This window comes from Pseudomonas sp. PSE1(2024) (assembly GCF_050990555.1).
Classification (GTDB): Bacteria; Pseudomonadota; Gammaproteobacteria; order Pseudomonadales; family Pseudomonadaceae; genus Aquipseudomonas; species Aquipseudomonas aphyarum.
The window spans coordinates 5,946,217-5,960,162 of the sequence record NZ_CP158967.1; the positions used below are offsets into that span (position 1 = coordinate 5,946,217).

The following is a 13,946-nucleotide window of genomic DNA, read 5'->3' on the forward strand; positions in this document are numbered from 1 at the left end:
ATCCCTGTGGGAGCGGGCTTGCCCGCGAATCGAGTGCAAAGCACTCGCCAGGCCTGACCTGACCAACTTCAAAGAGGGTGCATTCAATGTCCCAAGAATTCGATTACATCATCGTCGGTGCCGGCTCTGCCGGTAACACCCTGGCGACCCGTCTGACTGAAGACGAAGGCGTCACCGTCCTGCTGCTCGAAGCCGGTGGCCCGGACTACCGTCTCGACTTCCGCACGCAAATGCCGGCAGCCCTGGCATTCCCGCTGCAAGGCCGTCGCTACAACTGGGCGTACGAAACCGATCCAGAGCCACACATGGACGGTCGCCGGATGGAATGCGGTCGCGGCAAGGGCCTCGGCGGTTCCTCGCTGATCAACGGCATGTGCTACATCCGTGGCAACGCGATGGACTACGACGGCTGGGCGAAACTGCCAGGCCTGGAAGACTGGACCTACCTCGACTGCCTGCCGTACTTCCGTAAAGCGGAAACCCGCGACATCGGCCCGAACGACTACCACGGTGGCGACGGCCCGGTCAGCGTGACCACGCCGAAAGCCGGCAACAACCCGCTGTTCCACGCCATGGTTGAAGCCGGCGTGCAGGCTGGTTACCCGCGCACCGAAGACTTGAACGGCTACCAGCAGGAAGGCTTCGGCCCGATGGACCGCACCGTGACGCCGAACGGCCGTCGTGCTTCCACCGCCCGCGGTTACCTGGACGTGGCCAAGAAGCGTTCGACCCTGACCATCGTCACCCACGCCTTGACTGACAAGGTTCTGTTCGAAGGCAAGCGTGCCGTTGGCGTGCGTTACCTGGTCGGCGCCGCTGAAGAGCGCGTCGAAGCCCGTGCCCGCAAAGAAGTCATCGTCTGCTCCGGCGCGATCGCTTCGCCGCAACTGCTGCAACGCTCCGGCGTCGGCCCGGCAAAACTGCTGGAAAGCCTCGACATCCCGGTCGTTCACGATCTGCCGGGCGTCGGCGAAAACCTGCAGGATCACCTCGAGCTGTACTTGCAATATGCTTGCACCCAACCGGTCTCGCTGTACCCGTCGCTGCTCTGGTACAACCAGCCGGCCATCGGCGCCGAGTGGCTGTTCAACGGCACCGGCATCGGCGCCAGCAACCAGTTCGAAGCCGGCGGTTTCATCCGTACTCGCGAAGAGTTCGAATGGCCGAACATCCAGTACCACTTCCTGCCGGTGGCGATTAACTACAACGGCAGCAACGGTGTGAAAGAGCACGGCTTCCAGGCGCACATGGGTTCCATGCGTTCGCCGAGCCGCGGTCGCATCCAGGTCAAATCCAAGGATCCGCGCCAGCACCCGAGCATCCTGTTCAACTACATGGCCACCGAGCAGGACTGGCAGGAATTCCGCGACGGCATCCGCCTGACCCGTGAAATCATGCAACAGCCTGCACTGGACGCTTTCCGTGGCCGCGAAATCAGCCCGGGCATCGAAGTGCAAACCGATGAGCAGCTGGACAAGTTCATCCGCGAGCACGCCGAAACCGCGTTCCACCCGTCCTGCTCGTGCAAGATGGGCACCGACGACATGGCCGTAGTGGATGGCGAAGGCCGCGTGCATGGCATGCAGGGTCTGCGTGTGGTCGATGCCTCGATCATGCCGATCATCACCACCGGCAACCTGAACGCGCCGACGATCATGATGGCCGAGAAAATCGCCGACAAGATCCGTGGCCGCCAGCCGCTGCCGCGCAGCAAGGCGCCGTACTATGTCGCTGGCGATGCGCCGGTGAAAGGCAAGGCGCTGCGTGATGTGAGTGCTGTTGCTCAGTAATTCAGCTACACCGCATCAAGGCTAATCGCGAGCAGGCTCGCTCCCACATTTGGAATGCATTTCAACTGTGGGAGCGAGCCTGCTCGCGATGAGGCCCTACCGATCACCACCTATCTCCCTGCTTCCTACAGTAAATCCCCCTACACCCCCTCTTCACTTGATCCTACCCCCTCGCAGGCCTACTCTAGTCCTCGCCCAATCGTTTCACCCCCTCCCCGCCGAATCCGCTTCGCCGTTTCTCCCATAACAAGGAGGTTTCCCTGATGTTCGATTTCCACCCCCAGCTCAAGCAGCGCTTCGCTGCCTTGCGCACGGGCGCCGAGTTTTTTTCCTTGCGGTATGTGCGCGAGTCCGGCCAGTACCTGTCGGTGCGCAAGAACGTCGCCGAACCGCCGAGCCTGAGCCGCGACGAAGGCGCGATGCTCACCGTTCGCGTCAACGGCGTCGAAGCCTACGCTGCGACCAATGACCTGTCGCAACAAGGCCTGCAAGCCGCCCTTGAGCGTGCCGAGCAACAGGCCCGGCGGATCAAGCCCCACGCCCTGCTCGACCTGAGCCAGCAGCCGGTGTCCAGCGACCGCGCCGACTACTTTTCACCCAATCTCGAACAACCCTTTCCGTCCCTGAGCGAATGCTTCGAGCTGCTCGGCGCGGAATCCGCCTCGGTGCCAAAGGATGAGCGCCTGGTGAATTGGGAAGTGAGCATCGGCATCACCCACGTCGAACAGATCTACCTGAGCAGCGCCGGCGCCGAATTGCGACAGGCCCAGCGCTTCGTCTACCCGGGCCTCGACGTCACCGCGTACGACGGCAACGACAGCCAGACCCGCAGCCTCGGCCGTGAGAACTTCGGCCAGCAGGGCGGCGCCGATGTGATCAGCCGTTGCGGCCTGATCGGCGCCGGCCCGCAAGTCGCCGATCAGGCGCTGCAATTGCTGCTCGCGCCGAACACCCCGCAAGGCCCGCGCGACCTGCTGCTGATGCCCGACCAGATGATGCTGCAGATCCACGAATCCATCGGCCACCCGCTGGAGCTCGACCGGATCCTCGGCGACGAGCGCAATTACGCCGGCACCAGTTTCGTCAAAGCCTCGGATTTCGGCAGCCTGCAATACGGCTCGAAACTGCTCAACGTGACGTTCGATCCGGGCATTCCCGAAGAACTCGCCAGCTACGGCCATGACGACGACGGCACAGCTGCCAGCAAGCAATTTTTGATTCGCGAAGGCCTGCTGGTCCGTCCGTTGGGCGGCGCACTGTCGCAGTTCCGCGCGGGCCTGGACGGCGTCGCCAACAGCCGCGCCTGCGGCTGGAACCGCCCACCGATCGACCGCATGGCCAACCTCAACATCGAGCCGGGCGACCAGCCGCTGGAACAACTGATCGGCGGCATCGAAAACGGCATCCTGATGAGCACCAACCGCTCATGGTCGATCGACGATGCCCGCAACAAATTCCAGTTTGGTTGCGAATGGGGCCAGTTGATTGAAAACGGCGAACTCAAGGGCGTGGTGAAAAACCCGAACTACCGGGGCATTTCCGCGCACTTCTGGAAAAGCCTGCGCGCCGTCGGCAATGCCGGCACCACCCAGGTGCTGGGCACGCCGAACTGCGGCAAGGGCGAACCGAACCAGGTGATCCGCGTCGGCCATGCGTCGCCGGCCTGCGTGTTCAGCAATGTTGATGTGTTTGGGGGAGACGCCTGATGAGTATTTCCAAGAACCCGTCCGAGGCGTTCAAGGTGCTGGTCAACTGGCTGCGCGATGCCGTGCGTGAGCCGGAACAGTTCACCCTGAGTTACGACGCCGAATCGTCGGCCTTTGTCCGTTTCAACCACGCCAAGGTGCGTCAGGCCGGGCAAGTGCAACAAGCCGGTATCGGTCTGAAACTGATCGACGACGGTCGCCATGCGGACCTGCACATCACCCTGTCCGGTGAGCAGGCCACCGACCTGCAACGCCTCGCAGAAGGTTTGCAGCAACTGCGCGAAACCCTGCCGCTGCTGCCACAGGATCCGTACCTGTTGCTCAACCACAACGGCTGGCAGAGCAAGAATGTGCAGGAACATCCGCTCCCGGACACCGAACAAGTGGTGGCTGAAATCGCCCAGGCGGCCGAAGGTCTGGATCTGGTCGGCTTCTACGCTGCCGGCCCGATCAGCCGTGGCTTCGCCAGTTCTTCCAGCGCATTCGGCTGGCATCAGGCCAACAGTTTCAACTTCGACTTCAGCCTGTTCCACGAGAACGGCGAAGCGGTGAAGGCCAGCTACGCCGGGCATGACTGGAACAGCGAAGACTTCGCCAAACGCATCCAGCAGGCCCGCGAACAACTCGAGTTTCTCGGTCGCCCGCTGCGCACCCTGCCGCCCGGCCAATACCGCGCCTATCTGGCGCCCGCAGCGCTGGAAGAAATCATGGGTATGCTGTGCTGGGGCGGTTTCTCGGCGCAGTCGATTGCCAGCAAAAGCAGCCCGCTGCAGAAGCTGTATGCCGGCGATCAGGCGTTCAGTCCGCTGGTGTCCCTCGACGAAAAAGTCAGCGACTCGCTGAGCCCGGCGTTCTCCGGCGAAGGTTACCCGCGCAGCGATCTGCGGTTGATCATCGAAGGCAAAGCGGGTGATCAGTTGGTGGGTTCGCGCAGTGCTGCCGAATACGGGCTGACGGCCAACGGTGCCGGCGGTGGCGAATCGCCGAGCGCGCTGAACATGGGCGCAGGCGATCTGCCGCAGGCCGAGATCCTCAAGCAGTTGGGCACCGGCCTGTACATCAGCAACCTGTGGTACCTGAATTTCTCCGATCAACCGGCGGCGCGACTGACCGGCATGACCCGGTTTGCCACGTTCTGGGTCGAGAATGGCGAGATTCAGGCGCCGGTCAGCACCATGCGTTTCGACGACAGCGCCTACAGCCTGCTCGGTTCGCAGCTGGAAGCGTTGACCGCCGAGCGGGAGTTGCTGCTGTCGGCGAGCACTTACAGCCAGCGCAATACCTCTTCGGCGCTGCTGCCGGGGGCGCTGGTGAGCCGATTGACCCTGACGCTGTGAAACCCTGTGGGAGCGAGCTTGCTCGCGAAGAGGCCATTTCATTCAACATTGATGTCGACTGATTTACCGCTTTCGCGAGCAAGCTCGCTCCCACATTGACCGTTCTCGACCATGGATATGTATTAACCCCAACCACAAGAGGTTCCATGCCCAACCGCCCGCCTCTCGACGCCATCACCGCCCGCTGGTTGCCGTGGGTCGTCGCCATCGCTTTCTTCATGCAGTCCCTCGACGGGACCATCCTCAACACCGCCCTGCCGGCCATGGCCAGGGACCTGGCCGAAGACCCGCTGCGCATGCAGGGCGTGATCATCGCCTACATGCTCACCGTGGCCCTGCTGATTCCGGCCTCAGGCTGGATCGCCGACCGCTTCGGCACCAAGAAAATCTTCTTCGGTGCGATCCTGCTGTTCAGCCTTGGCTCGCTGCTCTGTGCCTTGTCGAGCAGCCTGAGCATGCTGATCGGCGCGCGCGTGATCCAGGGCCTCGGCGGTGCGCTGATGCTGCCGGTCGGGCGTTTGGTGGTGCTGCGCGCCTACCCGCGCTCGGAACTGGTGCGGATCATGGGTTTCATCACCATTCCCGGCCTGCTCGGCCCGCTGATCGGCCCGACCATGGGCGGCTGGATGGTGGAATACCTGACGTGGCACTGGATCTTCCTGATCAACCTGCCGGTCGGCGTCATCGGTTGCTACGCGGTGTGGAAATTCATCCCCGACCTGCGCGGTACCGAGCGCACGCGCTTCGATAGCCTGGGGTTCCTGCTGTTCGGCGCGGCGATGGTGCTGATCACTATCGCCATGGAAGGCCTCGGCGAACTGCACCTGCCGCACCTGCGCGTGATGCTGTTGCTGTTCGGCGGCATGGCGTGTCTGGCGGCGTACTGGCTGCGCGCCGGGCACATTGAAAACCCGCTGTTCGCGCCGTCGCTGTTCAAGACCCGCACCTTCGCGGTCGGCATCCTCGGCAACCTGTTCGCCCGCCTGGGCAGCGGCGCCCTGCCGTTTCTGGTGCCGTTGCTGCTGCAAGTGGCGCTGGGTTATTCGCCGTCCCAGGCCGGGATGAGCATGCTGCCGCTGGCGGCGGCCGCGATGGTTGCCAAGTGGGGCGCGCGGCCGCTGATCGAGCGTCTGGGCTATCGCATCGTGCTGACCGGCAACACCCTGTTTCTGGGGATCATGCTGGCGAGCATGGGGCTGGTCAGCGAGCAGACGCCGTACTGGCTGCTGCTGTGCCTGCTGGCGGTTCTCGGGGCGATCAACTCGCTGCAATTCACAGCGATGAACACCGTGACCCTGATCGACCTCGACGACGCCAGCGCCAGCAGCGGCAACAGTCTGCTGTCGGTGGTGGCGCAGTTGTCGCTGAGTCTTGGCGTGGCGTGCGCCGGGGCGTTGCTCGGCGGCTTTACGGCAGAGATCGGCAATGACGGCGTTGAGACCGTGTTGGGCGCGTTTCAACTCACGTTCGTGACCGTTGGGATCATGGCGATGCTCGCTGCGACCATTTTTTCTCAACTTTCAAAGAATGACGGACGGCGAGTCAGACGTCCGGAAGAGCACATCGAGTCTTAGGGCTATTGGCCACTGGACTGGTACACTGCGCGACATTTTGTTTTGCAGGCCAGTCCCGTGACCACCATCGCCACCGCTTTTAATACTTTGCCGCTGTCCGCCGCCATGCTGGCTAACCTCGACTCCCTCGGTTATGCCCAGATGACGCCGATCCAGGCGCAGAGCTTGCCGGTGATCCTCAAGGGGATGGACCTGATCGCCCAGGCCAAGACCGGCAGCGGCAAGACCGCCGCGTTCGGCATCGGCCTGCTGAACCCGATCAATCCGCGCTACTTCGGTTGCCAGGCACTGGTGATTTGCCCGACCCGCGAGCTGGCCGACCAGGTTGCCAAGGAAATCCGTCGTCTGGCCCGTGCCGAAGACAACATCAAGGTCCTGACCCTGTGCGGCGGCGTGTCCTTCGGCCCGCAGATCGGCTCGCTGGAGCACGGCGCGCACATCATCGTCGGCACCCCGGGCCGCATTCAGCAGCACCTGCGCAAGGGTTCGCTGGTCCTCGACGGCCTGAACACGCTGATCCTCGACGAAGCCGATCGCATGCTCGACATGGGTTTCTACGACGCCATCGAAGACATCATCGAGCAGACCCCGGCCCGCCGTCAGACCCTGCTGTTCTCGGCCACCTACCCGGTGGGCATCAAGCAGCTGGCGTCGAAGTTCATGCGCGATCCGCAAACGGTGAAAGCCGAAGCGTTCCACGACGACACCCAGATCGAACAGCGCTTCTACGAGATTTCCCCGGAAGAGCGCATGAGCGCGGTGACCAAGGTCCTGCACCACTTCCGCCCGGCCTCCACCGTGGCGTTCTGCTTCACCAAGCAGCAGGTGCAGGAAACCGTCGATCACCTGACCTCCAAAGGCATTTCCGCTGTCGGCCTGCACGGCGATCTGGAACAGCGTGACCGCGATCAGGTGCTGGCGATGTTCGCCAACCGCAGTACTTCGGTACTGGTTGCCACCGACGTTGCCGCCCGTGGTCTGGACATCGATGCGCTGGACATGGTGATCAACGTCGAACTGGCCCGCGATTCGGAAATCCACATTCACCGTGTTGGCCGTACCGGTCGTGCCGGCGAGAAAGGCATCGCGGTCAGCCTGGTGGCGCCGTCCGAAGCTCACCGCGCGCAAGCCATCGAACAACTGCAGAAAACCCCGCTGAACTGGGATCAGGTGGACAACCTGAAATCCCAGGGCGGTGCCCCGCTGCAACCGCCGATGAGCACGCTGTGCATCGCTGGCGGGCGCAAGGACAAGGTGCGTCCGGGCGACATTCTTGGCGCACTGACCGGTGAAGCCGGGATTCCGGGCGCTCAGGTCGGCAAGATCGCGATCTTCGACTTCCAGTCGTATGTGGCTGTTGAACGCACCGTGGTCATGCAGGCGCTGCAGCGCTTGAACAACGGCAAGATCAAGGGTCGTTCGCTGCGCGTTCGCGTTTTGTAAGAACGCTTAAATGATCGTTCCCACGCTCCGCGTGGGAATGCCGCCATGGACGCTCTGCGTCCGCTTTTAAATCGTGACGCGGAGCGTCACAGGATGCATTCCCACGCAGACGGTTCGACGCCTCGACGTGGGAACGATCTGCGTGGTCATTGTGTGAGGACACCGTTTTGCGCTCTACCGAAGTCGTGATCATTGGCGCTGGCGCCGCAGGGTTGATGTGTGCACTGACCGCCGCCGGGCGCGGGCGTCAGGTGATGCTGCTCGACCACGCGAACAAGGCCGGCAAGAAAATCCTGATGTCCGGCGGTGGGCGCTGCAACTTCACCAACATGTACACCGAACCGAGCAATTTTCTCTCGCAGAACGCACACTTCTGCAAATCCGCGCTGGCCCGCTACACCCAGTGGGACTTCATCGGCATGGTCGCCAAACACGGCGTGCCGTACCACGAGAAGAAACTCGGTCAGCTGTTCTGCGATAACAAATCCAGCGACATCCTCGGCATGCTGCTGGACGAGTGCGATCAGGTCGGCGTCAACCTGCACCTCGACACCTCGATCCAGACCATCGAGAAGGTCGAGGGCGGTTACCTGCTCGACACCACCCTCGGCCAGATCCAGTGCCAGTCGCTGGTGATCGCCACCGGCGGTCTGTCGATCCCGACCCTCGGCGCGACCGGTTTCGGTTATCAAGTCGCCAAGCAGTTCGGCCACGACCTGCTGCCAACACGCGCCGGTTTGGTGCCGTTCACCATCACCGACCAGCTCAAGGAGTTGTGCACCGAACTGTCCGGCACCTCGGTGGATTGTCTGGTCAGCTGCAACGATCAGAGTTTTCGCGAGAACATCCTGTTCACTCACCGCGGCCTCAGTGGCCCGGCGATTCTGCAGATTTCCTCGTTCTGGGAGCCGGGCGACACGGTCGAAATCAACCTGCTGCCCGATCATGACGCCGCGAGCTGGCTGCAACAGCAAACCGCCGAGCGTCCGAACAGCGAGCTGAAAACCCTGCTCGGTGAAATCTTCACCAAGAAGATGGCCAACCTGCTGGCGGACAACTGGTTTGTCTCCAAACCGATGAAGCAGTACACCCACGCCGAACTGGCGGACATCGCCGAAAAGCTCGGCAGCTGGAAAGTCGTCCCGGCCGGCACCGAAGGCTATCGCACCGCCGAAGTGACGCTGGGCGGCGTCGACACCCGCGAAGTGTCGTCCAAGACCATGGAATCGCTGAAAAGCCCGGGCCTCTATTTTGTTGGCGAAGTGCTGGATGTCACCGGGCATCTGGGCGGTTTCAACTTCCAGTGGGCGTGGGCCTCTGGCTACGCCGCCGCGCAGTACGTCTGACAAACACAAATCAAACTGTGGGAGCGAGCTTGCTCGCGAACGCGGACTGTCAGCCAACAACCATGTTGCATGTGCCGACCCCATCGCGAGCAAGCTCGCTCCCACAGTGGTATGTGGTGCATGAAAGGAACACTTTTTGCTGTCAGATGTGATCGGCGCCATTGCGTCGGCGTCATTACTGGCTCAATTTAGCGGCATCGCCTCGGAAGGCCTTCGCACTTCATGTCCTCGACTTCGTTTCGTCAGTCTTTGCGGCGCCTGTGGGCGCTGGATAAATTCAGCTACAGCGTGCGGGTGTTCATCGCCCTGACCGGCAGCATGGCGCTGTGCTGGTATCAGGATGAAATGGGGCTGCTGATCCCGTTGTTCCTCGGGATCATCGCCAGCGCCCTGGCCGAGACCGACGACAGTTGGCAGGGCCGCCTCAATGCACTGGCGGTGACGCTGGTGTGTTTCAGCGTCGCGGCGCTGTCCGTGGAATTGCTGTTCCCCTACCCCATCGTTTTTGTCATCGCTTTGGCACTGGCCAGTTTCGGCCTGACCATGCTTGGGGCGCTCGGCGAAAGGTATGGTGCGATCGCTTCTGCGACGCTGATACTTTCTGTCTACACCATGATCGGCGTGGATCAGCGCGGCGGCGCGGTCACGGATTTCTGGCACGAGCCGATGCTGCTGGTGGCCGGCGCTGCGTGGTACGGCCTGCTGTCGGTGCTGTGGCAGGCGATGTTTTCCAATCAGCCGGTGCAGCAGAGTCTGGCGCGGCTGTTCCGCGAACTCGGCTATTACCTGAAGCTGAAATCCTCGCTGTTCGAGCCGATCCGTCAGATGGACGTCGAAGCACGGCGACTGGAACTGGCCCAGCAAAACGGCCGGGTCGTCGCAGCCCTGAACAGCGCCAAGGAAATCATCCTGCACCGGGTCGGCAACGGTCGCCCCGGCTCGAAAGTCAGCCGTTACCTGAAGCTGTACTTCCTGGCGCAAGACATTCACGAACGCGCCAGCTCTTCGCACTATCCCTATAACGCGCTGGCCGATGCGTTTTTCCACAGCGATGTCTTGTTCCGCTGCCAGCGCCTGCTGCGCCAGCAAGGCAAGGCCTGCCGGGCGCTGGCCGAATCGATCCAGATGCGTCAGCCGTTCATCTACGACGCGAGTTTCGCCGAAGCCCTGAGCGACCTGCACGCTTCCCTCGAACACCTGCGCATCCAGAGCAACCCGGCCTGGCGCGGACTGCTGCGTTCACTGCGCGCACTGGCGGCCAACCTCGGCACCCTCGACCGTTTGCTCAGCGACGCCAGCAACCCCGACGCCCTGGCGGATGCCACCGACAGCAGCCTGCTCGACCGCTCGCCGCGCAACTTCAAGGACGTGTGGATTCGTCTGCGCACGCAGCTGACGCCGACCTCGCTGCTGTTCCGCCACGCCCTGCGTTTGCCGCTGGCGTTGAGCATCGGCTACGGCATGGTGCACCTGATTCACCCGTCGCAAGGCTACTGGATCATCCTCACCACGCTGTTCGTCTGCCAGCCGAACTACGGCGCCACCCGGCGCAAACTCGGTCAGCGGATTTTCGGCACGGCGATCGGCCTGACGATTGCCTGGGCGCTGTTCGATCTGTTCCCGAATCCGCTGGTGCAGTCGTGCTTCGCCATCGCTGCCGGCGTGGTGTTCTTTACCAACCGCACCACCCGCTACACCGTGGCGACCGCCGCGATCACGATCATGGTGCTGTTCTGCTTCAACCAGGTCGGCGATGGTTATGGTCTGTTTGTGCCGAGGCTGTTCGATACCTTGCTCGGCAGCCTGATCGCGGGGCTGGCGGTGTTCCTGTTCCTGCCGGACTGGCAGGGTCGACGCCTGAACAAAGTGCTGGCCAACACCCTCACCTGCAACAGCATTTACCTGCGCCAGATCATGCAGCAATACGCCGCCGGCAAGAGCGACGACCTCGCCTATCGCCTGGCCAGGCGCAACGCGCACAACGCCGACGCGGCACTCTCCACGACGCTGGCGAACATGCTGATGGAGCCGGGGCATTTCCGGAAGGAAGCCGACGTGGGCTTCCGCTTTCTGGTGCTGTCGCACACCTTGCTCAGCTATCTGTCAGGGCTTGGTGCACACCGGGAAACCCAGCTGCCGGCCGAGGTGCGCGAACACCTGATCGACGGCGCCGGCGTGAGTCTGGCGGCAAGTATCGATGAAATCGCCCAGGGTCTGGCGAGCAAACAGCCGATCGCGATTCAGAGCGATGAGGAAGAAGCGCTGGCCAACGAGCTTGAGCAAATGCCGGACGAAATCGACGAAGGCCAGCGGCTGGTGCAGACGCAACTGGCGTTGATCTGCCGTCAACTCGGGCCGTTGCGCACGCTGGCGGCGCACCTGATCAAAGACACAGCCGAAGATTGAGCCGCCTCACATCCCGTGCTGCCTGAGCAACTTGTCATAGCTGCCATCGGCCTTCATCGATGCAATCGCCTTGTCGAACCCGGCCACGATCTGTTCGTGCTGCGGGTTCTTCAGGCTGACCAGAATGTGCAGGCTGTTCTCGCTCAACGGCTTGGGCAGGAACTCCACCGCGTTGCGCACCTTCGGTGATTCCCGGGCCAGGTAATAGCGGGCGACGTATTCGTCTTCCAGGGTCAGCTTGACCCGGTCCGCCGCCAGCATGCGCACGGCCATGGCGAAGTTATGCACAGGGACTTTCTGCAACGCGGTGTCGGCATCGAACGGCGCCGAATAGGCGTAGCCGCGCACTACCGCAATCGGATAGGTGTGCAGTTCCTGCAGGTTGTTGTATTCGATGGGCGCGTCTTTGCGCTTGAGGAAACGCACGCGATTGAGCAGGTACTCAGCAGAAAACTGCCCCAGCTTCGTGCGCTCGTCGTTGTACCAGGCGTTGACCAGCACGTCGTAACGTCCTTCGCCAACCCCCATCAACGCCCGCGCCCACGGCACCTGCTCATAACCGCTGGCATAACCGGCACGGGCCAGGGCCGTGCTCACGATGTCGGTCGCCAGCCCACCGTTGACCAGCGTGTCATCGGTAAAGGGCGGCCAGACGTCGAATACCAGACGCAATTTCTCCGCTGCAGCGCTTTGACCCAGCAACAGCAATCCGATCAAAGCAAAGGCTCGATGCAATCGCGGCATGCTTGAAAATCCTTAGCGGGCGGGCCGCCCGGCGTGTTTTCAGTCAAAACCCCAAGGCCCCTTACCGGCGAATCCCAGGCCCTAACATTAGCTCATTGAAGCCATTGCACAGCGCTTCCCAGCAGATTACACAAAGTACGGCGGGCCGCGATATTGGAATGATGGCATTTTGGCCTTTGTCACAGATTTCTCAGCCATACAGACATATTTCGGCGCTGCGCTTAGTATCGGGCGACGTAGTTCAAGGAATCGGAAGATGACAATCGAGTGGGTCTGCAAACATCACAGCGATCTGGGACTGGAGCAGCTGTACGCCATTTTGAAATTGCGCTCGGAAGTGTTCGTGGTCGAACAGCGCTGCGCGTACCTGGATCCGGACGGTCAGGATCTGGACGGTGACACCTGCCATTTGATGGGCTGGGACGGTGATCAGCTGGTGGCGTACCTGCGCCTGCTGGATCCGGAATCCCAGGGTGGCGACGTGGTGATCGGCCGCGTGCTGACGGCGCCGGCCGGCCGTGGCAAGGGATTGGGGCATGAAATGATGGAACAGGCGCTGAAACAGGCCGAGAAGCGTTGGCCTGAAGTGCCGATCTATCTGTCGGCCCAGGCGCATTTGCAGGGGTATTACGGGCGGTACGGGTTTGTGGTCGCGGGTGAGGAATATCTTGAGGATGACATTCCGCATATTGGTATGCGGCGGTCTTGAGATTTCCCCTTCGCGGGCTTGCCCGCGAAGGCTCTGCTGAGGTCAGGGATACTCGAGAACAGCCTTGATCTGCCGCAAATTCCGCTCAATCCACCCCCGATCAATCGCCCCCCACTCGCGAATCCGATAGCGCCCCGCATGATTGCGCGCGCCCTCTTCCTGTTCGAACTCGCAGACGATATCCAGATCCGCCAGCGCCGCAATGGTGTCCTGCGCCGTGCGCCGGGGCATGCCGGTGACTTCGGTCAGCGCCGGCACGCTGCTGGCCAGGCCGCTGTCGATCAGGTACGCCACGTACAAGCGCCGGTAGAAACTGCTCTTGGTCTTGCTTACGTCCATGCATGCGCTCCGTTGTTTGATGTCTTATTGCATGTCCCGCCACGTCAGGTACACCCGCAGGTCGAACTCGACCTGGTGGTAGCCCGGCAGCATGTGCTCACATAACTTATAGAACGCCTTGTTGTGATCCGACTCCTTGAAGTGCGCCAGCTCGTGGACGACGATCATCTTCAGAAACTCCGGCGCGGCGTCCTTGAACAGCGAGGCGATGCGGATTTCTTTCTTGGCCTTGAGCTTGCCGCCCTGCACCCGCGAGACCGTGGTGTGCAAGCCGAGGGCGCGATGGGTCAGGTCGAGGCGGTTGTCGAACAGAACCTTGTCGATGGCCGGGGCGTTGCGCAGGTATTCCTGCTTCAGGTCCAGCGCGTAGCCGTACAACGCCTTGTCGCTCTGCACATCGTGGCGGCCCGGATAGCGTTGGCTCAGGTAATCACCGAGGCGGTTGTCGGCGATCAATTGGCGCACCTGATCCTGCAGATTCGCGGGATAGGCCTGGAGGTATTTCAACGCAGTCATGGGGCGGCACGGGTCATGAAAAGGCCGCCAGTGTAG

The 13,946-nt window shown here is 62.2% G+C and carries 11 protein-coding genes; 8 read left to right on the plus strand and 3 right to left on the minus strand.

Features of this window, described 5'->3' with window-relative positions; translation table 11 throughout:
- Positions 1-86 precede the first annotated feature (86 nt).
- From betA to yccS, 7 genes are all read left to right on the plus strand, one after another.
- The gene (betA, locus tag ABTV87_RS27085) at positions 87-1,790 is read left to right on the plus strand and encodes a choline dehydrogenase (RefSeq protein WP_258712479.1); all 1,704 of its coding nucleotides are present in this window, start codon (positions 87-89) and stop codon (positions 1,788-1,790) included.
- A gap of 263 nt (positions 1,791-2,053) precedes the next feature.
- Positions 2,054-3,496 carry a TldD/PmbA family protein gene (locus ABTV87_RS27090; RefSeq protein ID WP_258712480.1) on the plus strand — a complete coding sequence of 481 codons (1,443 nt, stop codon included), beginning with the start codon at positions 2,054-2,056 and terminating at the stop codon, positions 3,494-3,496.
- Positions 3,496-4,833 carry a TldD/PmbA family protein gene (locus tag ABTV87_RS27095; protein ID WP_433898630.1) on the plus strand — a complete coding sequence of 446 codons (1,338 nt, stop codon included), beginning with the start codon at positions 3,496-3,498 and terminating at the stop codon, positions 4,831-4,833. The genes ABTV87_RS27090 and ABTV87_RS27095 overlap by 1 nt, the downstream gene beginning before the upstream one ends.
- 146 nt (positions 4,834-4,979) lie before the next feature.
- The gene (gene mdtD / locus ABTV87_RS27100) at positions 4,980-6,407 is read left to right on the plus strand and encodes a multidrug transporter subunit MdtD (protein WP_236188362.1); all 1,428 of its coding nucleotides are present in this window, start codon (positions 4,980-4,982) and stop codon (positions 6,405-6,407) included.
- Between the two features lie 57 nt (positions 6,408-6,464).
- Positions 6,465-7,850, plus strand: a complete 1,386-nt coding sequence (gene dbpA, locus ABTV87_RS27105; protein WP_007959732.1) for an ATP-dependent RNA helicase DbpA — start codon at positions 6,465-6,467, stop codon at positions 7,848-7,850.
- A gap of 167 nt (positions 7,851-8,017) precedes the next feature.
- Complete coding sequence (locus ABTV87_RS27110) at positions 8,018-9,196, plus strand: NAD(P)/FAD-dependent oxidoreductase (RefSeq protein ID WP_007959730.1); 1,179 nt, start codon at positions 8,018-8,020, stop codon at positions 9,194-9,196.
- Positions 9,197-9,418: 222 nt separating this feature from the next.
- A complete protein-coding gene (gene yccS, locus ABTV87_RS27115) occupies positions 9,419-11,602 on the plus strand; it encodes a YccS family putative transporter (RefSeq protein ID WP_007959728.1) in 2,184 nt (727 codons plus the stop codon).
- A gap of 6 nt (positions 11,603-11,608) precedes the next feature.
- On the opposite strand, the gene ABTV87_RS27120 is transcribed toward yccS, so the two are convergent.
- Complete coding sequence (locus ABTV87_RS27120; RefSeq protein WP_064380188.1) at positions 11,609-12,346, minus strand: substrate-binding periplasmic protein; 738 nt, start codon at positions 12,344-12,346, stop codon at positions 11,609-11,611.
- 256 nt (positions 12,347-12,602) lie between these two features.
- On the opposite strand from ABTV87_RS27120, the gene ABTV87_RS27125 reads away from it, so the two are divergent.
- Entirely contained in the window at positions 12,603-13,055 is a 453-nt protein-coding gene (locus ABTV87_RS27125; protein ID WP_011336314.1) for a GNAT family N-acetyltransferase, read from the plus strand.
- A gap of 42 nt (positions 13,056-13,097) precedes the next feature.
- On the opposite strand, the gene ABTV87_RS27130 is transcribed toward ABTV87_RS27125, so the two are convergent.
- Both ABTV87_RS27130 and ABTV87_RS27135 read right to left on the minus strand, forming a co-directional pair.
- Complete coding sequence (locus tag ABTV87_RS27130) at positions 13,098-13,394, minus strand: winged helix-turn-helix domain-containing protein (protein WP_007894945.1); 297 nt, start codon at positions 13,392-13,394, stop codon at positions 13,098-13,100.
- A 24-nt stretch (positions 13,395-13,418) separates the two neighbouring features.
- Complete coding sequence (locus ABTV87_RS27135; protein ID WP_007959720.1) at positions 13,419-13,910, minus strand: M48 metallopeptidase family protein; 492 nt, start codon at positions 13,908-13,910, stop codon at positions 13,419-13,421.
- Between the last annotated feature and the right edge of the window lie 36 nt (positions 13,911-13,946).

Coding starts and splice junctions, on each gene's coding strand:
- betA (WP_258712479.1), top strand. CDS start 87: ATGTCCCAAGAATTCGATTACATCATCGTCGGTGCCGGCTCTGCCGGT.
- ABTV87_RS27090 (WP_258712480.1), top strand. CDS start 2,054: ATGTTCGATTTCCACCCCCAGCTCAAGCAGCGCTTCGCTGCCTTGCGC.
- ABTV87_RS27095 (WP_433898630.1), top strand. CDS start 3,496: ATGAGTATTTCCAAGAACCCGTCCGAGGCGTTCAAGGTGCTGGTCAAC.
- mdtD (WP_236188362.1), top strand. CDS start 4,980: ATGCCCAACCGCCCGCCTCTCGACGCCATCACCGCCCGCTGGTTGCCG.
- yccS (WP_007959728.1), top strand. CDS start 9,419: ATGTCCTCGACTTCGTTTCGTCAGTCTTTGCGGCGCCTGTGGGCGCTG.
- ABTV87_RS27120 (WP_064380188.1), bottom strand. CDS start 12,346: ATGCCGCGATTGCATCGAGCCTTTGCTTTGATCGGATTGCTGTTGCTG.
- ABTV87_RS27125 (WP_011336314.1), top strand. CDS start 12,603: ATGACAATCGAGTGGGTCTGCAAACATCACAGCGATCTGGGACTGGAG.
- ABTV87_RS27130 (WP_007894945.1), bottom strand. CDS start 13,394: ATGGACGTAAGCAAGACCAAGAGCAGTTTCTACCGGCGCTTGTACGTG.
- ABTV87_RS27135 (WP_007959720.1), bottom strand. CDS start 13,910: ATGACTGCGTTGAAATACCTCCAGGCCTATCCCGCGAATCTGCAGGAT.